Raw genomic sequence first — 25,709 nt, 5'->3', positions numbered from 1 at the left:
GGTCACTACCGAAGCAACATCTCAACAGGCGGTTACATTACACCCTCTTTAAGCATCAAAACAACATCATTTTGATAACATTTAGTTTACTTAAAGCCTTATTTGCGAGTCGTGACGCAGGCATGTTCCTCGATAACGTAATTTGATAAAATTCGTCTCTTTCATAACATTATTTCAGCCCGCCGCAAGGCAGACCATTTGCATAAAAATTCATCACAATGCATAATAATGTTGTTTATTGGCCTGTATACGGGTGATATATGCGTAGCTCCGCAAAACAAGAAGAATTAGTGAAAGCCTTCAAGGCCTTACTAAAAGAAGAGAAGTTCAGTTCCCAGGGTGAAATCGTCCAGGCCCTTCAGGATCAGGGTTTCGAGAACATCAACCAGTCCAAAGTCTCCCGCATGTTAACGAAATTTGGCGCCGTGCGTACCCGCAACGCCAAGATGGAGATGGTGTACTGCCTGCCGGTTGAGTTGGGCGTCCCGACGACGTCCAGCCCGCTGAAAAACCTGGTGCTGGATATCGACTACAACGACGCGGTGGTGGTGATTCACACCAGCCCCGGCGCCGCGCAGCTTATCGCGCGCCTGCTGGATTCCCTTGGCAAAGCCGAAGGGATCCTCGGCACCATCGCCGGTGACGACACTATTTTTACCACGCCCGCGCGCGGCTTTACGGTGAAAGATCTCTACGAAGCCATTCTGGTGCTGTTCGAGCAGGAGTTATAAGCCCTGCGCCGCCGTCGGTTCTGCCGGCGGCAGCTCTTTTCGCCTCGCATTTCCACTTGCTTTTGTTACGCACGCAGCAGCATCTGCCTCTTTTTTACGGTTCCGCCTGTTTCGCTGCCTGAAGATCGCACAAATCGTCAAATTCATCCAATCTATTGATTTCTCGATAAATTGATCATAAAACGGGCTTTTAGACCCCATTTTTATAATGATCGGTAATAAAAACCCTGTCCTGACCACACAAAGTTTCATAGTAAATAATTAGGGTCGTATTAATTTTTTGGGTGATTAGTGTATACTTGTTTTTGTGATGAGGGTCACACAATAAGACCCCACCGATAACAATTACGACGAGGAAAAGAACATGAAAACCAAATCTACTGTAACAGCCCTGACACTTCTCTCCATGCTGTCCTTCGGCGCTTTCGCGGCGGATTCCATCAACGCAGAACAGGCACAGAACCGTCAGTCTATCGGTACCGTATCTGTTGACGCCGTAAACGCGGCTCCGATGGATCTGCGTGCGATGCTGAATGAAAAAGCAGAAGCAAAAGGCGCAACCGCGTATCGCGTGATTGAAGCCCGTACTGGCGACCACTGGCACGCCACTGCCGAGCTTTATAAATAAGCGTGATAAACCCGCGCGACTAACACGTTAAACCTCTCAGCGGCCCGATAAAAACCGTACGCTAACCATTAAGGCCGCTGAATACACCTGCATGAGGAATGAATAATGAAAACGACATTTACCATCGCTGCTCTGGGCCTGGCATCCGTACTCTCTTTCGGCGCGAGCGCCGCAGTACAACAGGTCAACGCGCAACAGGCGCAAAATCTCCAGCCGATGGGCTCCGTCTCCGTGACGCAGCTGAGCGGCTCGCCGATGGACGTTCGCCAGCAACTGGCCGCTAAAGCGGAAAAAGAAGGCGCAAGCAGCTATCGCATCACTGAACTGACTCAGGGCGATCACTGGCACGCCACGGCAGAACTGTACAAATAAACCCTCGTCGTCTTCTCCGACGACTTTTGCCCCTGCTTCGCGGGGGCCTTTTTGAGGGTGTGCTGTATGGCTATTGCCGGATATTGAAGAGGAGCTGACCTTCCAGCTCCTCTTCTGCTTCTTCAAACAGCAGAATCAACGCGCCGAAGCGGCGTTTCACTTCCGCCGTTACATGCAGAAAGACAATTTCCAGGGGCAACGGCAGCGCCTCTTCCGTCACCACCTTCCACAGACTATCCAGATCGCCCACGCGCTCCGGCGTTAAACCAAACGTCTCGGCAAACGCCCGGTAGAAATCCTGCTGACTGGCCATCGTACTGAAATCAAAACTGTAGCTTTTCATTGTCGCCACCACGTTTAGCGGGCGGCTGCGATGCCGCCCTCACGCTTATAAGCCGCCAAGATGCAGCGTTTTCACTTCCATAAACTCATCGAGCCCCAGCACAGAGCCTTCGCGCCCCAGCCCCGACTCTTTCACGCCGCCGAATGGCGCGACCTCGGTTGAAACCGCACATTCATTAACGCCAATCATGCCGCTTTCCAGCAACTGCGAGACGCGGAACACGCGCTGAAGGTTCTGCGTATAGAAGTAGGCGGCGAGACCATAAGGCGTATTGTTGGCGCGCGCGATGACTTCCTCTTCGGTTTTAAAGCTAAAGCAGGCCGCCAGCGGGCCGAAGGTCTCTTCCTGCGCCAGCTTCATATCGTCGTTTGCATCAATCAGCACGGTCGGCTGCCAGAAATTGCCGCCGAGCGCATGCGGTTTGCCGCCGGTAAGCACTTTCGCGCCCTTCGCGACCGCGTCGTCCACATGTTCGCGCACTTTATCGACCGCCGATGTCTCGATAAGCGGCCCGACGATAACGCCTTCTTCCATGCCGTTGCCCACTTTCAGCGCTTTTACCGCTTCCGCCAGCTGGTTGACGAAACGGTCATAAACGCCTTCCTGAATGTAGAAACGGTTAACGCTGACGCACACCTGGCCTGCGTTACGGAATTTATTGGCGACCGCACCTTTGACCGCCGCGTCGATGTCGGCATCGTCAAACACGATATACGGCGCGTTGCCGCCAAGCTCCATCGACACTTTTTTCATCGTTTCGGCGGCGTTGCGCATCAGCGTTTTGCCCACAGCGGTCGAGCCGGTGAAGGAGATTTTACGGACGTCCGGGCTTGCCATGATGGCGTCGCTGATTTCCGATGTACTGCCCGCCACCGCGTTCAGCACGCCATCCGGCACGCCTGCCTCTTGCGCCAGCGCCACCAGCGCGAAGGCACTGAGCGGCGTATTGTTGGCGGGTTTGATAACGCCGGTGCAGCCTGCGGCCAGCGCCGGGCCAAGCTTGCGGGTCAGCATCGCCATCGGGAAGTTCCATGGCGTGATCGCCGCCACCACGCCGACCGGCTCGCGTGTCGCCAGGATGCGCGAGCCAGGCTTCACGGGCGGAATGATTTCGCCGTTGGCGCGTTTGGCCTGCTCGGCGAACCACTGGATAAAGCTCGCGGCGTATTCCACTTCGCCTTCGGCTTCTTTCAGCGGCTTGCCCTGCTCGCTCGTCATCAGCTCGCCCAGCGCGCGCTTGTTTTCGATGATGAGCTGATACCAGCGGTAGAGAATTTCAGAACGTTCTTTGGCGGTTTTCGCGCGCCAGGCGGGGAAAGCGCGACTGGCGGCGGCGATAGCGGCCTCGGTCTCTTTTTTACCCGCTTTCGCGACCTGCGCGATGACCTCGCCCGTCGCCGGATTCAGCACATCGAAGGTCTCCTGCGCGCTGTGCCATTTTCCGTCAACAAAGTATCCGGTCTTAAAAAACGTATATTCTGCAAATGGTTGTGCGGTCATAGTCCCCTCCTGCACGTAAAATTCCGTGGATGGAGGTAAGTATAGTCATAAAAAAACCGACGCTTTGGGCGTCGGTTTTGGCATTACGTGTTGGTAAACGCCTGCTGATATTTATGAAGCATGTCGGTCAGCCGCTTCACGGAATCAATCACCGATTGCGGCGCCGCCCAGACATGCAGCTTCTCCTGGTAGACCGCCAGCTCATCCAGCAACTGACGGAACGTCGCGCGTCGTTTTTCATCGCTGGAGGCGGAAATGACCCGGTCCGCCGTGCGTCTTAACTGGCGGTGAAACGCCGAGAGATCGTCGTTGACCGGCACCGGCGCTTCGCGCAGGCGCTGGTGCGCGATGATGAGATTCAGCGCCAGGCGAAACTTCGCCACGTCATCCGGGAATTTGCTCAACAGCAGAAAGAGTTGCTGATAGAGCGCAGGCAGATGGTTCTCTTTACGCCGCGCTTTGTTGGTGGTGAGCGACGAGACCGCCGCCGAGACAAACTGGTTCAGCAACATGCGGCCCGTCTGCGCCTGCGAGTTATCGCGGATCACCAGAATCACCATCATCGCCAGCATACAGCCCACCAGCTGGCCCAGCGCGCTATCGAGAAACTGGCTGAAGTGGAACGTCATCGGGTTATCAAGCACCAGAATATTGATGGTGCCCGCCAGCGCGCCCATGGAGCCAAGCCGTCGTTTTTGCACTTCGATGCCGATAAAAAAGCCGAGCAGCGCCATGCTGATGCACAGCAGCAACATACTTTGCTGGGTCGACGGAAGCACGACCAGGAAATAGAACGCCCCGAGCGGCAGCGCGGCAAGCATCCCGTAAAGGAAATCGAGCGACACCATGCGCGGGTTCGGCAGGCGCATCGCCAGCGCCGTCACGACCGCAATCATGATCATCGCGCCGCTGCCGGAGGTCCAGCCGGTCCAGAGCCAGAAGAGCGTGCCCAGCAGGCACGACACCGTGGTGCGCCAGAAGTTGATCATGGCGTGGTGACGCTCCGCCGACGGGGCTTTGACCACCACTTCGTCGGTCAGCACGTCCTCTTCCACCGCGCTGATTTTCGCGTTAGTGATCACGCCGCGTTTGAGCAGCAGATAACGCGTGGCCGCGCCCACCCAGGTGTAAATCGTCACCGGCGTGTCGTGCTCGCCGGTCCAGGAGAGCACACGGCGGATAAATTTCAGGCGCCGATGGACGTCAGCGGCGGTCTCCACCGGCTCGACAAACAGCTCGCGGTATTCCGGCGCTATCGACTCCGGGCGGGTGTTCTGGATGAGATACGTCTCGCAGGCCTGGGTGATTAACGTCAGCGAGAGCGTATTGAGCGCTTTCAGGCGGCGGTTCGCGCGCACCCAGCGCGAAGATTCCATATTCAGGTTAACCCGCATGCCATCGAGCGCGGCGGTGCGGCGCACCAGCGCGCCCCAGGCTTTATCCACCTCTGCGCTGTCGCCGTGGGCCATGCAGAGCTGCATCAGGCGAAACTGCTCCACCAGCAGCGCGTCCAGCTCGCGGTCGATCTCTTTCTTAATGGAGCGCGGAGAGAACAGGAGATCGGCGATAATCGCGCAGAAAATCCCAAGCACGATTTCACTACAGCGCTCCAGCGCGAACTGCGGCGCCAGCAGCGGCTCGGTCTGAATCGTAATGACGATAATCAGCGCCGTGTAACCCGCAAGCCCCCAGGCATACGAGTTTTCGACTTTCACCAGCGATGAGACCCAGGTACAGAAACCAGCCCAGATACAGCAAAGGGTCAGCATCACGACCGGCGCGCGAATGGTGCCGATAATCATCACCAGCGCGGCGATACAGCCGATGAATGTCCCGATGATTCGGAGCATCCCGCGGTAGCGGATAGCGCCGGACCACGGCTCGCCGCCCGCGGCAAACGCCGGGCCCGCCGCCACGATAGCGGCGGTCAGCACCGCCCAGCGCGGCGTTTCAAGCTGAAAGTGAAACCCGACGAACAGCGCCAGCACAATGGCGGTGGCGAGTTTTATCGCAAAGCGCAGATGCCGGGGATCGATAGATAAAAAGCCCATCATGATTAGCCGAATTCGCGCAGGCGGTGCATCAGCTTGTTAAAGGCCGATTCGTGGCTGCGGTCGCGATCCCGCTCTCCTGTCACCACGACGGTCGCCGTCGTGCCGGACGGATAGAGGTTGCCGGGCTGTTTATCGAGGCGAATGCGCACCGGCACGCGCTGCGCCAGACGCACCCATTCGAGGTTAGAATCAACCGTCGCCATGCCTTTGTCGTCGCGCGTGCTGCTGGCGTTCGTCACGCCCGCCGAGACGCTGTCGACGGTGCCGTGCAGCACGTTATTACTGCCAAGCGGCGTAATCTCTACGCGAAAGCCGGGGCGTACGCCCTCCAGCTTGGTCTCTTCCATATAAGCCTGAACGTAGAAGCTGTTCTGTTTGACCAGCGCCACCGCCGTGGAGCCGCGCGTAATAAATTCGCCGGTGTAGACGTTAAGGTTGGTGACCCAGCCGTCCGCCGGCGCGCGGATCACGGTGCGTTGCAGGTCGAGCTTCGCCAGATCGCGCGTCGCTTCGGCTTTCGCCAGCTGATGCAGCACGGTTTGCAGCACGTTGTTCGCCTGGTCTATTTCTTCACGCGACATCGCCTGCACTCCGAGCTTGTTACGACGGCCCGCCTCGCGGCGTTTTTCATTGGCCAGCGCCTGGTAGTACGCGACATCGGCTTCAGCTTCTTCCAGCGCCTTCTGGTAACGCGGCTGGTCTATAGTGAAAAGCACCTGATCTTTTTTCACCAGTTGGTTGTCATGCACGTCCACCGAGGTGATTAGCCCGGCGACGTCCGGCGCGATAGCGACCACATCGGCGCTGAAGCGCGCATCACGCGTCCAGGGCGATTCGGTATAAAAACTCCAGGCGCGAAAAATGGCGATGAAGGCGAGCACGACCAGCACCACGGTGATGGCTGTGCGGGTGATTTTTGTTGTTAGTAGTTTCACATCAACCTCAGACAAACAAGCGCGACAGCAGATAAAACAGACAGCAGTAGAGCGCCGTATTAAATAACGCCGGATGCCAGACGAAATCGTAAATCCCGGTCGGGATCAGCGCACGGCGCACCAGCCAGAAAATCGCCAGCGACAGCAGAAGCTCAAAAAAGATCGGCGGAAAGGAAAGACCGAATATCACAATGACCGGAAAAAGACTCATGTTGACCTTGATTTGCGTACAGGCGATTGATTTTTAAACTATATTCCGCAACGAGTGACCTGGAATGGCCGGGCGAGAGTGCGGTGTTAGTTATGTTGGAAATAATATATTAGCGTAACTGATAGTAAGTTATCTATGATATGTGATCTAAATCACTTTTAAGCCAGAGTGAATAATGGAACGACTAAAAAGAATGTCGGTGTTCGCCAAAGTGGTGGAGCTGGGCTCGTTTACCAGCGCCGCCAGGCAGCTTGAGATGAGCGTCTCTTCTATCAGTCAGACGGTATCGAAACTGGAAGATGAGTTGCAGGTCAAGCTGTTAAACCGCAGCACCCGCAGCATTGGCTTAACCGAGGCAGGCCGGATCTACTACCAGGGCTGTCGTCGTATGCTGCATGAAGTACAGGAAGTGCATGAACAGTTATACGCTTTTAATAATAGCCCTATCGGCACGCTGCGGATCGGCTGTTCTTCAACCATGGCGCAAAATGTACTGGCGTCTCTGACCGCCGGAATGCTCCGCGACTATCCGGGGCTGTCGGTCAACCTGGTGACCGGCATTCCGGCCCCCGATCTTATCGCCGACGGGCTGGACGTGGTGATCCGCGTCGGCGCCCTACAGGATTCCAGTCTGTTTTCAAAACGTCTCGGCTCGATGCCGATGGTCGTCTGCGCCGCCAAAAGCTATCTCGCTCAGGCGGGCACGCCGGAAAAACCCGCCGATCTCGCCAACCATTCATGGCTTGAATATAGCGTGCGTCCCGACAACGAATTCGAACTTATCGCGCCGGAAGGTATCTCCACCCGCCTGCTGCCGCAGGGGCGTTTTGTCACCAATGATCCGATGACGCTTTCCCGCTGGCTGAAAGCGGGCGCAGGCATTGCGTATGTACCGCTAATGTGGGTGATCGATGAGATCAACAGCGGGGAGCTGGAGATCCTGTTCCCGCGCTACCAGTCCGATCCGCGACCGGTATACGCGCTCTATACCGAAAAAGACAAACTGCCGCTTAAGGTGCAGGTCTGCATCAACGCGCTTAATGACTATTTCGTGAAAGTGGCGCAGGTATACCAGGAGATGCGGGGAAGAAACGGGAAGGGAAAAGAGAGCCGCGCCTGACGGTATCGCCCCTCGCAAACGGAGGGGCGAAAACACACGCTTATGCCGTACCGCCAACCGTCAGGTTATCCACCTTCAGCGTCGGCTGACCGACGCCTACCGGCAGGCTCTGGCCTTCTTTACCGCAGACGCCGACGCCGTTATCCAGCTTCACGTCGTTACCCACCATTGAAATCTGCTGCATCGCCTCGATGCCGGAGCCGATAAGCGTCGCGCCTTTCACCGGCTTCGTCACTTTACCGTTTTCGATGAGATACGCTTCCGAGGTCGAGAAGACGAACTTACCAGAAGTGATATCCACCTGGCCGCCGCCGAAGTTCGGCGCGAAGATCCCGTAATCCACCGATTCGATAATCTCCTGCGGCGTGGATTTTCCGGCCAGCATATAGGTGTTGGTCATGCGCGGCATCGGCAGGTGCGCGTAAGATTCGCGACGGCCGTTACCGGTCGGCGCGACGCCCATCAGGCGCGCGTTGAGCTTATCCTGCATATAGCCTTTCAGGATGCCGTTTTCGATCAGCACGTTGTACTGGCCCGGCACGCCTTCGTCATCAATGGCGAGCGAACCGCGGCGATTGGCAAGCGTACCGTCGTCGACCACGGTACAGAGCTCAGACGCCACAAGCTGGCCCATCTGGCCGCTGAAGACAGACGTGCCGCGACGGTTGAAGTCGCCTTCAAGGCCGTGACCGACCGCCTCATGCAGCAGCACGCCAGGCCAGCCCGCGCCCAGCACCACCGGCAGCGTGCCGGCAGGCGCCGCCACGGCGCTCAGGTTTACCAGCGCCATACGCACCGCTTCTCTCGCCCAGGCTTCGGCGCGCACTTCGCCGTCGGTATTTTCCATAAACCACTGGTAGCCGAAACGGCCGCCGCCGCCGCTGGAGCCGCGCTCGCGCTTGCCGTCTTCTTCCACCTGCACGCTCACGGAAAGGCGCACCAGCGGACGCACGTCTGCCGCCAGCGTACCGTCAGTGGCGGCCACCAGAATCAGTTCATAGACGCCGGTCAGGCTCGCGCTCACTTCCTGTACGCGCTTGTCGGCAGCGCGCGCGGCGTTATCGACGCGGCGTAAAATATCGAGCTTCTCTTCACGGCTCATGCTTTGCAGCGGATCGAGCGTGGTGTAGAGCGGCGAATATTCAACGCCGCTCAGGGTCTTGATGCGCCCTTCGCCCTGCTCGCGCACGATGCTGCGCGCGGCCTGCGCGCTCTGCTCCAGCGCCAGCAGGCTAATCTGATCGGCATAAGCGAAGCCGGTTTTCTCGCCGCTGATGGCGCGTACGCCGACGCCCTGGTCAATATTGTAAGAGCCGTCTTTAATTATGCGGTCTTCTAAAACCCAGGATTCGTGATAACTGGACTGAAAGTAAAGATCGCCGTAATCCAGGCGGCGCTCATAAAGCTGGCCGAGGATGGAGAAGAGATCCTGATGGCTCAGGCCATTAGCAGTCAGTAGCTGCTCACTTACCAGGTTCAGACTCATTATTTGCTACTCTCTTGGTCCTGCCCGCACGGGCAATGAAAAAGGTTATCAGGCGAGCTTGCGGTAATTCCGCCGCGGCGTCAAATCATTGCGCCGCTTGCGCACGCGGCTGGCGCATCACTTCGTTGATTTGCGGCTTATCGACAGGCCCGGTGATGTGATAGCGCAGCACGGAGATTTTATTCCACAGCGGGCCAAGCACTTTGCTGGCGGCAAACACCGCCGCGCCGACGATCGGGTTCACGGCGAACGCCGCCGCCACGCCGACCGTCGCGGAAATCTCCGGCGCCACGACCGCTTCCATATCCAGCGTCCGGGCGGGCAGGTTAACGGAGCCTTTCATGGCGATATCCGCTTCCAGGCCATCCACCAGCGTATCTTCGGTGTGCATGATGCCGTCTTTGATCCAGACCGTACTGCGAATCGAATCGTAATAAAAACCTTCGCCGAAGGTATCGCTGAAGTCAAAGCGTAGCTTGCGCAGCAGCGCGTCGAAGCTGAGCAGGCGCAGCAGTTGCCCGGCGTGGCCGGTGCCGAGATCGGCGATTTGCCCTTTACCGAGGCGGGTATGCAGTACGCCGCTTAACGACGCTTCATCGGGTTTCCATGGCGCGTCGCGCCAGTGGAGATCGTAATCGACATTAAACGACGAGCCCTGGAGCGGGGTTTTCACGCCGAAGAAACTGGTCGCCGCATCCAGCTGTTTGCCCTTCAGGACGCCTTTCACCGATGTGCGCATCGCATCCTGCCGGTTGACCCATTCGCCCTGCATGGTCAGACGCGCGAAGCCGGTATCCAGCAGGCCGTTCTGGAGCGACAGAGTATCGCCGTTGATGGTGAAATCGCCGTCGATACGACCATATTTCTGCCCCCACAACCAACACTCGGCGCAGCGCAGCGCCAGATTCGGCCAGCCGCTGAAATCCACGGCCTGCGTTTTTTGCCCGGACGCGCCGGTCAAGACCGACGCCGCTTCATCCGCGTGGCTCGGGTTGTAATAGAGATAATCGATATTCGCCTGCCAGGGCGCGCCGTCGCGCATCAACAGGCGACCGTTGATTTCACGGCCCTGGGCGGAAACTTCCGTACCGCCCGCCTGCGGCGTCGTCATGATGCTGAGGTTATTCCAGCGCTGGCCGCCAAAGGTCAGCGCCGGGGTGCGCAGCGTTATGGCTTCCGGGAACAGCGTCGTGCTGCTCACCTTCTGCGCCGCGCCCTGGTTAAAGAGCGCCAGCCACTGCGCGCCGTCCATCGCCGGCAGATTCAGTTCGACGCCGCGATTTTCCGGCAGCGGCGGCGTGGTGCGGCTGTCGGTCGCCCAGATAGCCCGATCCAGCGTCAGCTTGCGGCCCAGCAGCCAGCGGCTGTTGAAATGGTTTTCCGCCCCGGCGTTGCCGGTCACGTCAAAGCTTTTCAAATCACCTTTCGCGCGGACTTTAAAGGGCAGCGCTTTACCCGCGGGCTTCTCGATCGGTTCAGGTAAGTGGCTGCTTACATTCTTTAGATCGCCGGTGATGTCGACCTGATAATTTACGCCAGCATGATAAGGCAGCGAAATCGCTACTTTGCCATTCCAGGGAATGCTGCCGCTAAGCGCGTCGTTCATCGGCTTCGGCAGCAGCCCGGTGCGGGTGGGCTGCCAGTCGCCGTTCATATTCACTTCCACCTGGTAAGCTTTCTTTTCTTCACGGGTGGAGAAGTCGACATTCAGCGGCTGGTTAAACCAGGTGGCCGTTAACGGTTCGCTTTGCAAATTGCCGTTCACGAAGCTGAATTTGCCGTTCAGGTTATGCAGCGTGCTGTTCAGCGGCTTCACAAACAGCGAATTGTTGCGCAGCCAGACGTCACCTTCGGCGGTCGTCATGGCGCCATCCAGCGGAATGTCGAGATGTAAGCGAGCATTCACATCGCCGTCGAGCTGGAGCTCATCAAGCGTCGTGCCCAGCGAATCCGCCAGCGGCGTATCTTTAAAGTATGGCCCGACCGCGTGACCCGGCCCGGCGATATCGGCATCGATAAAGAGTTTTTCCTGCGAGTAGTCCGGGATAACGGCCGTCAGGTTTTTACCCGTGACGCCGCCAAGCATCACCTGCGGCGCGGCCATCCACAGTCCGTCGTTGCGGAAATCGAGATTAATGGCGAAATCTTTCAGCGCGGGCCAGTCCGGCTGGAACGCATAAGTGGCGTTGCGCAGCGGCACATAGACTTCAAACTGGCCGTCGTTTCGTTTATACGGGAAATGCTGCGGGTTGCCGACATAGACCAGCGTGGCGTTCTCCACCTGACCGCCCTGAATCGCGCCGCTCAGGTAATCGACAAGCGCTTTACCCATCAGGTTTTCCGGGAAGTAGCGCCAGGCCTGCGCGGCATCCGTCGTCTGAATGCCTGCCAGTATTTCCAGCCAGGGTTGCCCGTCCTTCGGCTGCTGGTAACGAAAATCGCCGCGCGCCCACAGGGAATGCGCCTGTACGTCGAGATTTTTGCCTGCAAGCGTGAAGCCTTGCGCATTCTTGCGCCAGTCGAACGTCGCCTCGCCGCGCGCAATCTCCAGCGGCGCGCGAAATACGCTCTGATACGGCATCCGGGCGTCAGTCATATTGACCGCCGCCTGACCATGCTCCAGCGTGCCGGAAACTGAGCCGGAGAAATGCTCCGCGCCCGGCAGAAGTTTCCACTGCTGCCAGGAGAGATCGCTCCAGCGGGCCAGAAAACGGGTTTTGTCAGTCGCCTGAAGCGGGATATCAAGCGCCAGCGCGTCGATTTTCCCTTTCGGGCGCGTGCTGCCCCACACGTCGCCAAGCGACGGCGCAAGCTTTGTTGCGAGCGGTAAAAAACCTTCCAGCCCGCTCAGTTCAAGGTTGCTGGCGCGCACGCGCAGTTCATCGCTGCGCCGCACTTTGTCGCCGTCGACGGGTTGATCGGCAAGCCAGGCCAGATTCAGCGAGCCCGCGGGCCAGGGTTTATCATCGACAGTCACCCGCGTCTGCGGGATATCGACCTGCCAGGCGTCGTCGGTGTGGCGGATATGCGCGGTAAGGTTATCAACCGAGAGACGGTGGCTGCGATCCTCGCCGCGCCAGGTCGTTCCGCCCTGCTTCAGCCAGATATCGCCGCCCGCCACTTCGCCGTCGCGTAGCGTCATCCACGCTTCGAGGCTGAACTGCGCGCTGGTGAGATCGACATTGTCTTTCATCCACTGACCCAGCCAGGGTTTGACATCCACGTCGTCCGCCTGCATCCAGACCGTACCGCGATTCAGCAGGCCGTTGTCGTCGCGCAGATCCATGCGCACCTGCATCACGCCGTGCTGGCCGGTAAGGCTGGAGAGGCTCACCTGGCCTTCGGCGCGGTGGCGGTTTTTCCCGTTGAGCCAGGTCAACTGCGGAACGGCGAGTTCGGCGCGCTGGCCGGAGATCGTAATGAAGCTGAGCGTGCTGTCGCGCAGATCGAAGTGATCGAACTGGCGGAAGAAGAGATCGCTGAGTTTGTTGCCTTCCAGCGGGTTACCGCCTTCGCTCTGCTTAATGGGCGTGTTGGTGCGTACCTGGAGCTGATAAAAGGTGAGATCGCGGAACTGCCAGCGAAAATGGAGCAGGCTTTGCCAGACATCCAGCGCGAGCGTGACGCGTTTAACCGAGAAGCTGCCGCCGTCGCTGAGCTGCGCGTTGATGTCGCGTACCTCAAGCGTCGGCCCGAACGTCTGCCAGGCGGCTTCGAGATGGCTTGCCCGCACCGGAACGCCGGTCGCGCTGGAAATTTTTTCCAGCAGCGCGGGGCGCCAGGTGTTGAGATGAGGCAGCGCGAGCCGCAGTCCACTCACCATCAGTGCGACGATAACAATCAGCGTTGCGCCTGTGAGTAGCAAAATGCCCGGCAGTCGCCTCACCCTTCTCTCCTTGTCAGCCGCCGCGGCGGTACCTTCACTCGCACAGTCGACCGCTGTGCGCTACATCATAACCACGTCGAACTGCTCCTGATTGTAGAGCGGTTCAATTTGCACCTTAACCTGTTTGCCGACGAAAATCTCCACCTCGGCCAGCGCATGGGATTCGTCGCTTTTCAGCGCTTCGGCCACGGCAGGCGACGCGTACACCAGGAAGCGGTCAGAGTCGTAAGCATGATGCACGCGCACGATTTCGCGCATGATTTCGTAGCAGACGGTTTCTACCGTTTTGACGGTGCCGCGGCCATGACAGGTAGGACAGTCATTACACAGCACATGTTCAATACTTTCTCGGGTGCGTTTACGGGTCATCTCCACCAGGCCGAGCTGCGAGAAGCCGTTAATGCTGGTCTTCACGCGATCCTTGCTCAGCGCCTGCTCAAGCGAATGCAGCACGCGGCGGCGGTGATCTTCATTACTCATATCGATAAAGTCGATGATGATAATGCCGCCCAGGTTGCGCAGGCGCAGCTGGCGGGCGATCGCCTGCGTCGCTTCAATGTTGGTATTGAAAATGGTGTCGTCGAGATTGCGGTGGCCGACAAACGCGCCGGTGTTGATATCAATCGTCGTCATCGCCTCGGTCTGATCGATGATCAGATAGCCGCCGGATTTCAGCTCCACTTTGCGCTCCAGCGCGCGCTGGATTTCATTCTCGACGTCATAGAGATCGAAAATCGGCTGACGGCCGCTGTAGTGCTCAAGCTTGCTGTTCATCTCCGGCATATACTCCGCCGTAAATTCCAGCAGCATTTCATAAGTCAGGCGGGAATCGACGCGGATGCGATCAAGCTGGGCGACAGCGAAATCGCGCAGCACGCGCTGGGCCAGGGCCAGTTCACCGTAAAGCTGGTAGCGCGTCTGATGGCGCTTTTTACGCTCCATCACTTTCGTCCAGACGCGTTTCAGATAGGCGGCGTCGGAGGATAAATCCTCCTCGCAAACCCCTTCGGCGGCGGTACGAATGATAAAACCGCCCTGCTCGTCGCAGTAATCCGCCACGATGCGTTTCAGACGCTCGCGCTCGGTTTCGCTTTCAATACGCTGGGAGACGCCCACATGCGAGGCGCCAGGCATAAAGACCAGATAGCGCGAAGGCAGCGTGATGTCGGTCGTGAGGCGCGCGCCTTTGGTGCCGAGCGGATCTTTCACCACCTGCACCATAAGATCCTGCCCCTGGCGCACCAGCTCGGAGATATCGCGGACGGTGAAGTTTTTCTGTTCGTCGCCCGCCACGCATTCGGTGTGCGGCATGATGTCGGAGGCGTGAAGAAACGCGGCTTTATCGAGGCCAATATCTACAAATGCCGCCTGCATTCCCGGAAGAACGCGACTGACCCGACCTTTGTAGATATTGCCTACTATCCCGCGGCGCGCTTCACGTTCGATGTGAATTTCCTGCAAAATCCCGCCATCAATGTACGCCACCCGGGTTTCCGACGGGGTAACGTTAACCAACAATTCAGCCGTCATCTTGTTTATCCCTCACGCAGTGAGTTGAATTCGCTCAGCAATTCCCAGGTTTCTACCAGCGGAAGGCCTACCACGGCGTGGTAGCTTCCCTCAATACGTCTGACAAAACAGCCGCCCAGCCCCTGAATGCCATAGGCGCCCGCTTTATCCATCGGCTCGCCGCTTTCAACATACGCGGCGATGTCCTGCGCCGTCAGCGCTCTGAACGTCACGCGGGTAATGACCAGACGCTCGCGCACGCGCTGTTTATCGGCCAGCGCAACGGCGGTCATTACCTCGTGCGTTTGCCCCGAGAGTCTGCGCAACATCTCCGCCGCATGGGCGGCGTCGCGCGGTTTTTCCAGCACGTCGCCATCCAGCACAACGATAGTGTCCGCGCCAAGCACCGGGAGATCGCGCGCGGCCAGCGCCACGCCTGCGCGGGCTTTGTCGCGGGCCAGACGGGTGACATAATCCTGCGGCGCTTCCTGTGGAGCGCGCTGCTCCTCCACGCCCGGCACCAGACGTTCAAACGTAACGCCCAGCATTCCCAGCAGCTCCTGACGACGCGGCGAGCCCGAGGCGAGATAAAGATCTGTCATATCTGTCCTTTATTGTACAGCAAACTGTTGGCGTACTTTGCGCATCAGCAGGAATATCCACGGCCAGAGCACGCCATTGACGACGCTGCTCCAGAAGACTTCCGGCCGGAAAGCGACATCGATAACCAGGAATTCCGCCCAGAAGACGATAATATCCGCGGCCAGCGACAACAGCATCACGACCAGCGCCTGTTGCCAGAGCGCCAGATTGCGGAAAAGCTGGAATTTCAGCGCGACCAGATAGGCGATAATACTCAGTGAAAGGGCGCGAACCCCAAGCGTAGAGCCGCTGATAAGATCCAGTATGGCACCCATCACAAAACCCGTACCGACATTTACGCGATGCGGCAGCGCGAGGATCCAGTAGAGCAGAATCAGCAGAACCCAGTTAGGCCGGAAGACGATAATCGCATCCGGCCAGGGCATGATCTGCAACAGCAGCGCGATTAAAAAGGAGAGCCAGATAACCCAGCGCCCCTGACTACGATAGCTCGCCACTACTGTCCTCCCCGTGCGGGAGACGCGGCGTCAGACGGCGCTGCCGTGGAGGTACTGGCATTGGGCGCAGCAGGCGCTGGCGGCCCCATGGCATCCGGCGATGGCAGCACCTGCGGCATCATCTGCATCAGGCGTTCGTTCGCCACGCGATGCACTTCTTCCGGCGTCATCGGGTTCGCGCCTTCGCGATCGGCGCCCCAGAGCAGCAGCAGATAGCGCAGACGTTGCAGACCCGCCGTCGGACGCGCCTGGATGACGGTATACGCGCGCTGGGTGTCGAGCTTCACGGACGACACCACGCCAACCGGATACCCTTCCGGGAAACGGCCGCCGAGACCGGAGGTCACCAGCACGTCGCCGACGCGAATGTCGGTATTCGCCGGCAGGTGCTCCAGCTGTAAATCGTCAGTGCAGCCGCTACCGGCGGCAATCACGCGGATATCGTTACGCAGCACCTGGATAGGCAGCGCATGAGTCGCGTCGCAGATAAGCAGCACGCGGCTGGTCAGCTTCGCCACGGCGACGACCTGACCGACCACGCCTTTATCGCTGATCACCGGCTGGCCTTCATAAACCCCGTTGACGCTGCCTTTATCAATCACGACCTGATCGCTGTACGGATCGTTAACGGTCGAGATCACCTGCGTGACCATTTTCTGTTCGTCCTGACGCAGCGGCGAGCCGAGCAGTTCGCGCAGACGCGCGTTTTCCTGCTTGTACTGCCCAAGCATCAGAATTTCGCTGTTTTTCAGCAGCAGCTCTTGGCGCAGCGCCCGGTTTTCCAGCTCAAGCTGATCGCGGGACGCCAGCGTTTGCGAGACGCTGTCGAGTAATTCTCGTGGACCGTTGGAGATAAAGTAGAAAGGACTGACGGCGGTGTCCATGTACGTCCGGATCTGGCTGAACGTACCGAGGCGGCTGTCGGCGATGATGACACCAAGCGCCACCAGCACCGCCAGAATAAGGCGAATCTGTAGCGACGGGCCACGGCTAAAAATTGGCTTCATAGGCTATGCGTATTCCCAAACCAACAAGAAGGGCAACCTGAGTTGCCCTTTCCTGCGGCTGTTACTCTTCGCTGAACAGGTCGCCGCCGTGCATGTCGATCATTTCCAGCGCCTTGCCGCCGCCCCGGGCCACGCAAGTGAGCGGATCTTCCGCCACCACGACCGGAATGCCGGTCTCTTCCATCAGCAAACGGTCAAGGTTACGCAGCAGCGCGCCGCCGCCGGTCAGTACCATGCCGCGCTCGGAGATGTCGGAAGCCAGTTCTGGCGGGCACTGTTCCAGCGCGACCATAACGGCGCTGACGATACCGGTCAGCGGTTCCTGCAGCGCTTCGAGAATTTCGTTGGAGTTCAGAGTGAAACCGCGCGGTACGCCCTCTGCCAGGTTACGGCCGCGAACTTCGATTTCGCGCACTTCGTCACCCGGATAGGCGGAGCCGATCTCATGTTTAATACGCTCAGCGGTGGCTTCACCGATAAGCGAGCCGTAGTTACGGCGTACATAATTAATGATGGCTTCGTCAAAACGGTCGCCGCCGATACGCACGGAGGAGGAGTACACCACGCCGTTCAGGGAGATCACCGCCACTTCGGTCGTACCGCCACCGATATCCACCACCATCGAACCGGTCGCTTCAGACACTGGCAGGCCCGCGCCAATCGCGGCCGCCATCGGCTCTTCAATCAGGAAAACTTCGCGGGCGCCTGCGCCCTGTGCGGATTCGCGGATGGCGCGGCGTTCAACTTGGGTAGCGCCGACCGGCACACACACCAGTACACGCGGGCTCGGGCGCATAAAGCTGTTGCTGTGCACTTGCTTGATGAAGTGCTGGAGCATTTTTTCCGTGACAAAGAAATCGGCGATCACGCCATCTTTCATCGGGCGGATAGCGGCGATATTGCCCGGCGTACGGCCAAGCATCTGCTTCGCTTCATGACCTACGGCTGCGACGCTCTTCGGCGAGCCGGCACGATCCTGGCGAATGGCGACCACGGAAGGCTCATTCAGTACGATGCCTTGCCCTTTTACATAGATAAGGGTATTCGCGGTACCCAGGTCAATGGACAGGTCATTGGAAAACATGCCACGAAATTTTTTAAACATACTAAGGGATAATCCTGAAAGCTGGGGCGGAAAACAAAATCCGCTTACTTTACCAACCACACGAAGCAGCGACAAGGCGCAAAAAATGTTCTGCATCGGTGAAAAATAGTGCGGCTTTTCTTCTGTTAAACCGTCGCCGCCCCGGCCTTTCCGGCTGGCGATTTCGCGAGCGTTGCTGGCCCGACGACGTCTTATACGTGAAGAGTTAAAGCCTGCGTCAATATGCTGCGACACTCTGGCCGGCAGGCATGCGCCCCCTTAAGATGCAGCGCGCGTTATTCTACGTGAAAACAAGTTAAACGGCAGGTCAAACCGAGTATCTTTGCGAATATTTTTTCACATGAGTATCGAGAGGTTGCGAGGCCGCAAAAAAATCGCCCTGACCTCCCGTCACGCCACGCTCGACCAGCGTCTGCCATTCACTTTTGGTTCTGACGCCGGCGGCAAAAACCCGCGTCTGCGTTCCGTTGCACGCCTCCACCAGACTCTGTACAAAAAGCTGGTTTTCGGTGCGCTTGTTGATATCCCGCACCAGACCCGGATGCAGCTTGATGATTTCGACATCCAGCGCTTTGATCCAGGCCGTGCCGACCACCGTCAATCCCGCCTGAACCACCGCGATGCGAAGCCCAAGCGCCCTGATTAAACGCACAACCGGTTGTAAACGGCTGAGATGTTGACAAACATCTGCCTCGGCAAGTTCAAAAAGAATGCGTTTTCGATGCGATTTTTCGCATTGCATCAATGTGTCGCGCAGCCAGCGCTGAAACGGCGGGCGGATCAGCGACTCGACTGTGACCGGCAGCGCCAGGGTTTCGTCAGGCCAGAAACGCAGAAAAGGCAGGATGCGGGTAATCAGCTGACGGTCGTACTGTTCGGCCAGACCAAACTGCTGCACCATCGGCATATACTCCGCCGCCAGCACCTCTTCTTCGCCGTCAAAGATTCGGCACAAGAGTTCGCGGTGATGGACATAGCCGTCGCGCAATACGGCAGGCTTTTGATAAAAGCGCGGGCCGCCGCGCTGCAGCGCGTTTTCAATCAGGGTGCGCCAGCGCACATTGCCGCGCCCTTTTTCCGGCAGCGAGCTGTCATAAACCGCCCAGCCGTTGCCCCCCTGCAATACCGCGTTGCGGGCAGCCACTTCGGCATGCTCCATCACCTGTTCGGTCGTTTGCCCGCTGCGCCAGGCGCAGATGCCGATATGCAGCATATCGCTGCTGTCCAGCATCCGGGTTGGCGGCAGCGTACCGACGGCGTTAAGCAACTGGCTGGCGATGCTGTCGGCTTCTTTTAGCGTGCGGTGCGGCAGCAGTACGGCAAAATCGCTGCGGAAATAGCGGGCCAGCAGGGCGCCGGGATAACGCATGATAAAGGTAGAGAGCATGTTGATAAGCGTGAAAAGATACTCTTCAACGGCGGTTTTGCCCCAGCTATCGCGCAGCATGTCGAAATCCGGCAGGCGGATCATCATCACCACGCCGTGCGTCACGACTTTCTCCTGCTCTTCCAGCAGCGTCGCCAGCTGGTTATCAAAGAAGATGCGGTTACTCAGCCCGGTTTTGGCGTCCTGGGCTGCGAAGGCGCGGATCAGCGTATCCATACGGCTGCGCTGTTCTCCGGCGCGCTGTAATTCGGTCAGTAACACATCCAGCGCGCTGCTGGCATGGGTGGGCCATTCGTGAATATTGCCGCGCGCGTTGGCGCCGCGCTCGCCGTTGAGGATGCGCACCGCACGGCTTTCCAGCAGTTCCTGCCCTGCGAGCTGGCGTTTTATCCAGCGCACGGAGATATAAATGAGGACGACCATCAGCGCGAATGCCAGCGTCAACGGCGCGGTGGTCAGCAGGGAGCGATAATAGTTCGCCAGCGGATCCTGCCAGGTTAAACGCAGCGTCATGCCTGGGTGTTTAATGAGGGGGACTGAAAGGTGACGGGCGCGGGTCTGAAAGGTCGATTCACGATAGCTTTCAGGTCTCGCGTGACTGAAAACGACTTTACCGCCCATTTCAAACTCAATCAGCACGATATCCAGAGGCACCATCATTTCATCCAGGCGGTGCTGCATCATCTGGGGCGACTGAAAAACCAGTTCGTTATCCACCACGGACGCGACTGACGCGACGCGCTGCGTCACTTTATGCTGAATAGCGTTAAAAAAGCTCAGTGAACAGCCAAGCAGCGTCACCAGCATCGCCATACCGACCAGCAGCGTGACAAAGGCGGAGAATTTCGTCGTTAAGCGCATCCTTGTGTTAACTCCGTGGTTGGATGTCACGCGGGGGAACCGCCTTTCGGTTCTTCACGCTAATGGACAGGTGGAAAGTGAGTACTAACTTTGAATATCGAACCGCGCATACTACCAGAAATGGTTGAGCGGCTATGCAGTTTTATTGCGGCAAATCGGCATAACGTTTCAATATGCGAGTATAGTCCTCAGTAATGATTTTCCCACTTAAGTCGTTTTTAAGGAGCGTTAACATGCAGGCTTTACTTCTCGAACAGCAGGACGGCAAAACGCTGGCCTGCGTGAAATCTATAGAAGAAGCGATGCTGCCGCAGGCAGAAGTCACGGTCGATATCGACTGGTCGAGCCTGAACTATAAAGACGCGCTGGCGATTACCGGCAAAGGCAAAATCATTCGCGAATTTCCGATGGTGCCGGGGATCGATTTCGCGGGGGTCGTGCGCGACAGCGCTGACGCGCGCTTTACGCCGGGCCAGCAGGTCCTTCTGACCGGCTGGGGCGTGGGTGAAAACCACTGGGGCGGCCTTGCCGAAACGGCGCGTGTGAAAGGCGACTGGCTGGTGCCGTTACCGCAGGGGCTGGATGGTCGTCAGGCGATGATTATCGGCACGGCGGGCTTTACCGCAATGCTGTGCGTGATGGCGCTGGAAGAAGCAGGCGTGCGTCCGGAAAGCGGCGAAGTGCTTGTTACCGGCGCGAGCGGCGGCGTGGGCAGCACGGCGGTGGCGCTGCTGCATAACCTGGGATATCAGGTTGTCGCCGTTTCCGGTCGCGAAAGTACGCACGATTACCTGAAAAGCCTCGGCGCCAGCCGGATTGTCGGCCGTGACGAGTTTGCAGAAAGCCGCCCGCTGGAGAAACAGCTGTGGGCGGGCGCGGTGGACACCGTTGGCGATAAGGTGCTGGCGAAAGTGCTGGCGCAGACGAGCTATGGCGGCTGCGTGGCGGCCTGCGGCCTGGCGGGCGGCTTTGCGCTGCCGACTACCGTCATGCCTTTTATCCTGCGCAACGTGCGTCTCCAGGGCGTTGATTCCGTGATGACGCCTGCGCCGCGCCGCCTCGAAGCATGGCAGCGCCTGGCGCGCGATCTGCCGGCCTCGTTTTATCAGCAGAGCGCGACTGAAATCACGCTCGATCAGGCGGCTGAATTCGCCGGGGCCATTATCAGCAATCGCGCGCAGGGCCGGACGCTGGTAAAAATTCGATAAGCTAAAATTTATTTACAGATAATTAACCTCTCCACTCGCAGGCTGACTTGAGCCCTGTCATGATTAAGCGGTAGCGTTATGAATCGTTTTTGCGGAGCCGGTCATGAAAAAAGTCAGCCGTTTAACCGAAGCCGATGTCACTGCCGAGTCGGCTTTCTTTATGCAGCGTCGTCAGGTGCTTAAAGCCCTGGGCATTACTACCGCGGCGCTCTCGCTGCCCACCGCCGCCCAGGCCGATGTGCTCTCCTGGTTTAAAGGAAATGACCGGCCCAAAGCCCCCGCTGGCGCGCCGCTTGATTTCACGCGCCCGGCGCAGTATCAGGCGAAGCTCGATCTGACGCCGGAAGACAAAGTCACGGGTTATAACAACTTCTATGAATTTGGGCTGGATAAAGCCGACCCTGCCGCAAACGCCGGCGTCCTGAAAACCAACCCGTGGACGCTGAAAATCGGCGGAGAAGTGGCGAAGCCGCTGACGCTGGATCACGACGACCTCACCAAAAAATTTCCGCTGGAAGAGCGCATTTACCGGATGCGCTGCGTCGAAGCCTGGTCAATGGTGGTGCCGTGGATAGGTTTCCCTCTGCATAAACTGCTCGCGCTGGTGGAGCCCACCAGCAACGCGAAATATGTCGCCTTTAAGACGCTCTACGCGCCCGAGATTATGCCCGGCCAGAAAGACCGTTTTATCGGCGGCGGGCTGGAGTATCCGTATGTTGAAGCATTACGTCTCGATGAAGCGATGCACCCGCTGACGATGCTGACGACCGGCGTCTACGGCAAAGCGCTGCCCCCGCAAAACGGCGCGCCGGTGCGTCTCACCGTGCCGTGGAAATATGGCTTTAAAGGCATTAAATCGATCGTCAGCATTACGCTGACCCGCGAGCGCCCGCCGACCACCTGGAATCTGGCCGCGCCGGATGAATATGGGTTTTACGCCAACGTCAACCCGCACGTCGATCATCCTCGCTGGTCGCAGGCCAGCGAGCGCGTGATTGGCGCGGGCGGCGTGCTGGATGTGAAGCGCCAGCCGACGCTGCTCTTTAACGGCTACGCCGACGAGGTGGTGTCGCTCTATAAAGGCCTCGATCTGCGGGAGAACTTCTGAGTGCGTTTAACGGCAAAACAGATTACCTGGCTGAAAGTGGCGCTGCATCTCGCCGCGTTTTTACCGCTGGTGTGGCTTTTCTATGCGGCAAGCCAGGGCTTGTTCAGCGCCGATCCGGCGAAAGATATTCAGCATTTTACCGGCAGAATGGCGCTAAAACTGCTGCTCGCCACACTCCTTGTGACGCCGCTGACCCGCCTGTTAAAACAGCCGTTGCTTATCCGCACCCGTCGTCTGCTGGGTTTGTGGTGTTTTGCGTGGGCGACACTGCATCTGGTGAGCTATTCGCTGCTGGAGCTGGGGCTGAGCAATCTGTCGCTGCTGGGTAGCGAGCTGGTTTCTCGCCCGTATCTGACGCTGGGTGTTGTCAGCTGGCTTATTCTGCTGGCGCTGGCGCTCACTTCTTTCCAGGCGGCGCAGCGCAAACTTGGCCGCCGGTGGCAAACGGTGCATAACTGCATCTATCTGGTCGCGATCCTCGCGCCGATTCACTACCTGTGGTCAGTGAAAATCCTGTCGCCGCAGCCTGTCCTCTACGCGCTGGGCGCGATCGTTCTGCTGGCATGGCGCTACAAAAAGCTGCGTCAATGGTGGCGAACGTGACGCGTTTATGTGCGTTTTCCCGCACTTCTGTTATTCCCCGATAACGTTTTCCTGCGGGCGGTTGATAATCTTCCCTGATAAGACCAGTATTTAGCTGCCAAATGCTACGAAATCGTTATAATGTGCGACTTTGGTTTTTCACCCACGGCTTTTTACACGCCGACGGGTGACAACCAGACGATGAAGGTATATTTTGACATTTACCGGAAGATGGCAGGAGATAGCGCCAGGATGACCGAGAAATTTCACATTTTGCTTTTGAACGGCCCGAACCTTAACATGCTGGGCACCCGTGAGCCGGAGAAGTACGGCACACAGACGCTTGAACAAATTGTTAACGATCTCGCCGCTGTTGCAGAGCAGTTGAATGTCTCGCTCGACCACCTGCAATCCAACGCTGAATATGCGCTTATCGACCGAATTCATCAGGCTAAAGACCAGATTGACTATATCCTGATCAATCCGGCCGCGTTTACGCATACCAGCGTGGCGCTGCGCGACGCGTTGCTGTCGGTGAATATCCCGTTTATCGAGATCCACCTGAGCAATGTGCACGCCCGGGAGCCTTTCCGGCATCATTCATACCTTTCAGATATCGCCGCCGGCGTCATCTGCGGATTAGGCGCCGATGGCTATACCTATGCGTTACAGACGGCGGTCAAACGCCTGTCACAATCACACTAAACAAGAGTACGGAACCCACTCATGGATATTCGTAAGATTAAAAAACTGATCGAGCTGGTTGAAGAATCAGGCATCGCTGAACTGGAAATTTCTGAAGGCGAAGAGTCTGTACGTATCAGCCGCTCCCCGGCCAACACGGGCTTCCCGATGATGCAGCAGGCGTATGCCGCGCCGATGATGCAGCAGCAGCCGCAAGCCCTGTCCAACGCTGTTGCACCTGCCGCCGCTCCGGCGATGGAAGCTCCGGCTGCCGCAGAAGTCAGTGGTCACATCGTACGTTCCCCGATGGTTGGTACCTTCTATCGTACCCCGAGCCCGGATGCGAAAGCGTTTGTGGAAGTAGGCCAGAAAGTCAACGTGGGCGACACCCTGTGCATCGTTGAAGCGATGAAAATGATGAACCAGATCGAATCCGACAAAGCGGGCGTCGTGAAAGCGATCCTGGTGGAAAGCGGTCAGCCAGTTGAATTTGACGAGCCGCTGGTTGTCATCGAATAACGAGGCGAACATGCTGGATAAAATTGTCATCGCTAACCGCGGCGAAATCGCACTGCGTATTCTTCGTGCCTGTAAAGAGCTGGGCATCAAGACCGTCGCTGTGCATTCCACCGCGGACCGCGATCTGAAACACGTACTGCTGGCTGACGAGACCGTGTGCATCGGTCCGGCGCCGTCAGTCAAAAGCTATCTGAACATCCCGGCGATCATCGCGGCCGCCGAAATCACCGGCGCTGTGGCGATTCACCCGGGTTATGGCTTCCTCTCCGAGAACGCCAACTTCGCCGAGCAGGTTGAGCAATCCGGCTTTATCTTCATCGGCCCGAAAGCCGACACGATTCGCCTGATGGGCGATAAAGTGTCTGCGATCACCGCTATGAAGAAAGCGGGCGTACCGACCGTACCAGGCTCCGACGGCCCGCTGGGCGACGATATGGATAAGAACCGCGCCCATGCGAAACGCATCGGCTATCCGGTGATTATCAAAGCGTCAGGCGGCGGCGGCGGTCGCGGTATGCGTGTCGTGCGCAGCGATGCTGAACTGGCGCAGTCCATCTCCATGACCAAAGCGGAAGCGAAAGCCGCTTTCAACAACGATATGGTCTACATGGAGAAGTACCTGGAAAACCCACGTCACATCGAAATTCAGGTGCTGGCTGATGGTCAGGGCAACGCTATCTATCTGGCAGAACGCGACTGCTCCATGCAGCGTCGTCACCAGAAAGTCGTCGAAGAAGCGCCGGCGCCGGGCATTACCCCGGAACTGCGCCGCTACATCGGCGAACGCTGCGCGAAAGCGTGTGTCGATATCGGCTACCGCGGCGCGGGTACGTTCGAGTTCCTGTTTGAAAACGGCGAGTTCTACTTCATCGAGATGAACACCCGTATTCAGGTAGAGCATCCGGTGACCGAGATGATCACAGGCGTTGACCTTATCAAAGAGCAGCTGCGTATCGCTGCCGGTCAGCCGCTCTCTATCAAACAGGAAGAAGTCGTGGTCAAAGGCCATGCGGTCGAGTGCCGTATCAACGCCGAAGACCCGAACACGTTCCTGCCAAGCCCGGGTAAAATCACGCGCTTCCACGCGCCGGGCGGCTTTGGCGTTCGCTGGGAATCGCATATCTACGCCGGTTATACCGTACCGCCGTATTACGATTCCATGATCGGCAAGCTCATCTGCTATGGCGAAAACCGCGACGTGGCGCTGGCCCGTATGCGTAACGCCCTGCAGGAGCTGATCATCGACGGCATCAAAACCAACGTTGATCTGCAGACCCGCATCATGAACGATGAAAACTTCCAGCACGGTGGAACGAACATCCACTATCTGGAGAAGAAACTGGGCCTGCAAGAGAAATAAGCCCCGTTTCCCT

At 58.0% G+C, this 25,709-nt stretch carries 23 protein-coding genes; 10 read left to right on the top strand and 13 right to left on the bottom strand.

All coding sequences use genetic code 11. The features are described from left to right. The first annotated feature begins 260 nt into the window (after positions 1-260). The 3 genes from argR to yhcN (AFK65_RS01905) all read left to right on the top strand — a co-directional run bounded on the left by argR (position 261) and on the right by yhcN (AFK65_RS01905) (position 1,731). Positions 261-731, top strand: coding sequence for a transcriptional regulator ArgR (argR, locus tag AFK65_RS01915; protein WP_004385120.1), 471 nt, complete (start codon positions 261-263; stop codon positions 729-731). Between the two features lie 364 nt (positions 732-1,095). Further along, a complete protein-coding gene (gene yhcN / locus AFK65_RS01910) occupies positions 1,096-1,359 on the top strand; it encodes a peroxide/acid stress response protein YhcN (RefSeq protein ID WP_004385122.1) in 264 nt (87 codons plus the stop codon). Between the two features lie 105 nt (positions 1,360-1,464). Next, the gene (yhcN, locus tag AFK65_RS01905) at positions 1,465-1,731 is read left to right on the top strand and encodes a peroxide/acid stress response protein YhcN (protein ID WP_004385123.1); all 267 of its coding nucleotides are present in this window, start codon (positions 1,465-1,467) and stop codon (positions 1,729-1,731) included. Positions 1,732-1,801: 70 nt separating this feature from the next. Here yhcN (AFK65_RS01905) and AFK65_RS01900 read toward each other — a convergent pair whose 3' ends face one another. The 5 genes from AFK65_RS01900 to aaeX form a co-directional block, all read right to left on the bottom strand. Continuing rightward, positions 1,802-2,074: a barstar family protein gene (locus AFK65_RS01900; protein ID WP_032805150.1), complete on the bottom strand. Its 273-nt coding sequence runs from the start codon at positions 2,072-2,074 to the stop codon at positions 1,802-1,804. Positions 2,075-2,119: 45 nt separating this feature from the next. After that, positions 2,120-3,574 (bottom strand): NAD-dependent succinate-semialdehyde dehydrogenase, encoded by a 1,455-nt coding sequence (locus tag AFK65_RS01895; RefSeq protein ID WP_007704862.1) that lies wholly within the window; start codon positions 3,572-3,574, stop codon positions 2,120-2,122. A gap of 83 nt (positions 3,575-3,657) precedes the next feature. Beyond that, positions 3,658-5,625 carry a p-hydroxybenzoic acid efflux pump subunit AaeB gene (gene aaeB, locus AFK65_RS01890; RefSeq protein ID WP_038858249.1) on the bottom strand — a complete coding sequence of 656 codons (1,968 nt, stop codon included), beginning with the start codon at positions 5,623-5,625 and terminating at the stop codon, positions 3,658-3,660. Between the two features lie 5 nt (positions 5,626-5,630). Beyond that, positions 5,631-6,563, bottom strand: a complete 933-nt coding sequence (gene aaeA / locus AFK65_RS01885; protein ID WP_038858226.1) for a p-hydroxybenzoic acid efflux pump subunit AaeA — start codon at positions 6,561-6,563, stop codon at positions 5,631-5,633. A 7-nt stretch (positions 6,564-6,570) separates the two neighbouring features. Then, positions 6,571-6,774, bottom strand: coding sequence for a p-hydroxybenzoic acid efflux pump operon protein AaeX (gene aaeX / locus AFK65_RS01880; protein WP_004385128.1), 204 nt, complete (start codon positions 6,772-6,774; stop codon positions 6,571-6,573). Positions 6,775-6,949: 175 nt separating this feature from the next. Here aaeX and aaeR point away from each other — a divergent pair, with 175 nt between their 5' ends. Next, entirely contained in the window at positions 6,950-7,894 is a 945-nt protein-coding gene (gene aaeR, locus AFK65_RS01875; protein WP_023899589.1) for an HTH-type transcriptional activator AaeR, read from the top strand. A 40-nt stretch (positions 7,895-7,934) separates the two neighbouring features. Here aaeR and tldD read toward each other — a convergent pair whose 3' ends face one another. From tldD to csrD, 8 genes are all read right to left on the bottom strand, one after another. Continuing rightward, positions 7,935-9,380 (bottom strand): metalloprotease TldD, encoded by a 1,446-nt coding sequence (gene tldD, locus AFK65_RS01870; protein WP_038858227.1) that lies wholly within the window; start codon positions 9,378-9,380, stop codon positions 7,935-7,937. Positions 9,381-9,465: 85 nt separating this feature from the next. Next, a complete protein-coding gene (gene yhdP, locus AFK65_RS01865) occupies positions 9,466-13,266 on the bottom strand; it encodes an AsmA2 domain-containing protein YhdP (protein WP_038858229.1) in 3,801 nt (1,266 codons plus the stop codon). A gap of 60 nt (positions 13,267-13,326) precedes the next feature. Then, positions 13,327-14,796 (bottom strand): ribonuclease G, encoded by a 1,470-nt coding sequence (gene rng / locus AFK65_RS01860; RefSeq protein WP_038858231.1) that lies wholly within the window; start codon positions 14,794-14,796, stop codon positions 13,327-13,329. 5 nt (positions 14,797-14,801) lie between these two features. After that, positions 14,802-15,377 carry a Maf family protein gene (locus AFK65_RS01855; RefSeq protein WP_007704833.1) on the bottom strand — a complete coding sequence of 192 codons (576 nt, stop codon included), beginning with the start codon at positions 15,375-15,377 and terminating at the stop codon, positions 14,802-14,804. A 9-nt stretch (positions 15,378-15,386) separates the two neighbouring features. Beyond that, the gene (gene mreD / locus AFK65_RS01850) at positions 15,387-15,875 is read right to left on the bottom strand and encodes a rod shape-determining protein MreD (protein ID WP_004385134.1); all 489 of its coding nucleotides are present in this window, start codon (positions 15,873-15,875) and stop codon (positions 15,387-15,389) included. Further along, positions 15,875-16,882: a rod shape-determining protein MreC gene (gene mreC / locus AFK65_RS01845; protein ID WP_007704829.1), complete on the bottom strand. Its 1,008-nt coding sequence runs from the start codon at positions 16,880-16,882 to the stop codon at positions 15,875-15,877. The genes mreD and mreC overlap by 1 nt, the downstream gene beginning before the upstream one ends. Positions 16,883-16,943: 61 nt before the next feature. Continuing rightward, the gene (mreB, locus tag AFK65_RS01840; protein ID WP_004385136.1) at positions 16,944-17,987 is read right to left on the bottom strand and encodes a rod shape-determining protein MreB; all 1,044 of its coding nucleotides are present in this window, start codon (positions 17,985-17,987) and stop codon (positions 16,944-16,946) included. Between the two features lie 307 nt (positions 17,988-18,294). After that, positions 18,295-20,235: an RNase E specificity factor CsrD gene (gene csrD, locus AFK65_RS01835; RefSeq protein ID WP_038858233.1), complete on the bottom strand. Its 1,941-nt coding sequence runs from the start codon at positions 20,233-20,235 to the stop codon at positions 18,295-18,297. 233 nt (positions 20,236-20,468) lie between these two features. Between csrD and acuI the strand changes: the two genes are divergently transcribed. The 6 genes from acuI (at position 20,469) to accC (ending at position 25,696) form a co-directional block, all read left to right on the top strand. After that, the gene (acuI, locus tag AFK65_RS01830) at positions 20,469-21,443 is read left to right on the top strand and encodes an acrylyl-CoA reductase (NADPH) (RefSeq protein WP_038858234.1); all 975 of its coding nucleotides are present in this window, start codon (positions 20,469-20,471) and stop codon (positions 21,441-21,443) included. 103 nt (positions 21,444-21,546) lie between these two features. Continuing rightward, a complete protein-coding gene (gene msrP, locus AFK65_RS01825) occupies positions 21,547-22,551 on the top strand; it encodes a protein-methionine-sulfoxide reductase catalytic subunit MsrP (RefSeq protein ID WP_007704806.1) in 1,005 nt (334 codons plus the stop codon). Next, positions 22,552-23,154: a protein-methionine-sulfoxide reductase heme-binding subunit MsrQ gene (msrQ, locus tag AFK65_RS01820; RefSeq protein WP_007704805.1), complete on the top strand. Its 603-nt coding sequence runs from the start codon at positions 22,552-22,554 to the stop codon at positions 23,152-23,154. Positions 23,155-23,385: 231 nt separating this feature from the next. Beyond that, the gene (gene aroQ, locus AFK65_RS01815) at positions 23,386-23,838 is read left to right on the top strand and encodes a type II 3-dehydroquinate dehydratase (protein WP_032805147.1); all 453 of its coding nucleotides are present in this window, start codon (positions 23,386-23,388) and stop codon (positions 23,836-23,838) included. A 21-nt stretch (positions 23,839-23,859) separates the two neighbouring features. Further along, positions 23,860-24,336, top strand: a complete 477-nt coding sequence (gene accB / locus AFK65_RS01810) for an acetyl-CoA carboxylase biotin carboxyl carrier protein (protein ID WP_007704801.1) — start codon at positions 23,860-23,862, stop codon at positions 24,334-24,336. A gap of 10 nt (positions 24,337-24,346) precedes the next feature. Further along, positions 24,347-25,696: an acetyl-CoA carboxylase biotin carboxylase subunit gene (accC, locus tag AFK65_RS01805; RefSeq protein WP_007704799.1), complete on the top strand. Its 1,350-nt coding sequence runs from the start codon at positions 24,347-24,349 to the stop codon at positions 25,694-25,696. Positions 25,697-25,709: the final 13 nt, after the last annotated feature.

Source organism: Cronobacter universalis NCTC 9529 (assembly GCF_001277175.1).
Taxonomy (GTDB): Bacteria; Pseudomonadota; Gammaproteobacteria; order Enterobacterales; family Enterobacteriaceae; genus Cronobacter; species Cronobacter universalis.
The sequence above is the reverse complement of the archived record's forward strand: the minus strand, read 5'-3'. Positions and strand labels throughout refer to the sequence as shown.

Excerpts from the sequence above, each read along its gene's own strand:
- argR (WP_004385120.1), top strand. The coding sequence starts at position 261 with ATGCGTAGCTCCGCAAAACAAGAAGAATTAGTGAAAGCCTTCAAGGCC.
- yhcN (WP_004385122.1), top strand. The coding sequence starts at position 1,096 with ATGAAAACCAAATCTACTGTAACAGCCCTGACACTTCTCTCCATGCTG.
- yhcN (WP_004385123.1), top strand. The coding sequence starts at position 1,465 with ATGAAAACGACATTTACCATCGCTGCTCTGGGCCTGGCATCCGTACTC.
- AFK65_RS01900 (WP_032805150.1), bottom strand. The coding sequence starts at position 2,074 with ATGAAAAGCTACAGTTTTGATTTCAGTACGATGGCCAGTCAGCAGGAT.
- AFK65_RS01895 (WP_007704862.1), bottom strand. The coding sequence starts at position 3,574 with ATGACCGCACAACCATTTGCAGAATATACGTTTTTTAAGACCGGATAC.
- aaeB (WP_038858249.1), bottom strand. The coding sequence starts at position 5,625 with ATGGGCTTTTTATCTATCGATCCCCGGCATCTGCGCTTTGCGATAAAA.
- aaeX (WP_004385128.1), bottom strand. The coding sequence starts at position 6,774 with ATGAGTCTTTTTCCGGTCATTGTGATATTCGGTCTTTCCTTTCCGCCG.
- aaeR (WP_023899589.1), top strand. The coding sequence starts at position 6,950 with ATGGAACGACTAAAAAGAATGTCGGTGTTCGCCAAAGTGGTGGAGCTG.
- tldD (WP_038858227.1), bottom strand. The coding sequence starts at position 9,380 with ATGAGTCTGAACCTGGTAAGTGAGCAGCTACTGACTGCTAATGGCCTG.
- rng (WP_038858231.1), bottom strand. The coding sequence starts at position 14,796 with ATGACGGCTGAATTGTTGGTTAACGTTACCCCGTCGGAAACCCGGGTG.
- AFK65_RS01855 (WP_007704833.1), bottom strand. The coding sequence starts at position 15,377 with ATGACAGATCTTTATCTCGCCTCGGGCTCGCCGCGTCGTCAGGAGCTG.
- mreC (WP_007704829.1), bottom strand. The coding sequence starts at position 16,882 with ATGAAGCCAATTTTTAGCCGTGGCCCGTCGCTACAGATTCGCCTTATT.
- mreB (WP_004385136.1), bottom strand. The coding sequence starts at position 17,987 with ATGTTTAAAAAATTTCGTGGCATGTTTTCCAATGACCTGTCCATTGAC.
- csrD (WP_038858233.1), bottom strand. The coding sequence starts at position 20,235 with ATGCGCTTAACGACGAAATTCTCCGCCTTTGTCACGCTGCTGGTCGGT.
- acuI (WP_038858234.1), top strand. The coding sequence starts at position 20,469 with ATGCAGGCTTTACTTCTCGAACAGCAGGACGGCAAAACGCTGGCCTGC.
- msrP (WP_007704806.1), top strand. The coding sequence starts at position 21,547 with ATGAAAAAAGTCAGCCGTTTAACCGAAGCCGATGTCACTGCCGAGTCG.
- aroQ (WP_032805147.1), top strand. The coding sequence starts at position 23,386 with ATGACCGAGAAATTTCACATTTTGCTTTTGAACGGCCCGAACCTTAAC.
- accB (WP_007704801.1), top strand. The coding sequence starts at position 23,860 with ATGGATATTCGTAAGATTAAAAAACTGATCGAGCTGGTTGAAGAATCA.
- accC (WP_007704799.1), top strand. The coding sequence starts at position 24,347 with ATGCTGGATAAAATTGTCATCGCTAACCGCGGCGAAATCGCACTGCGT.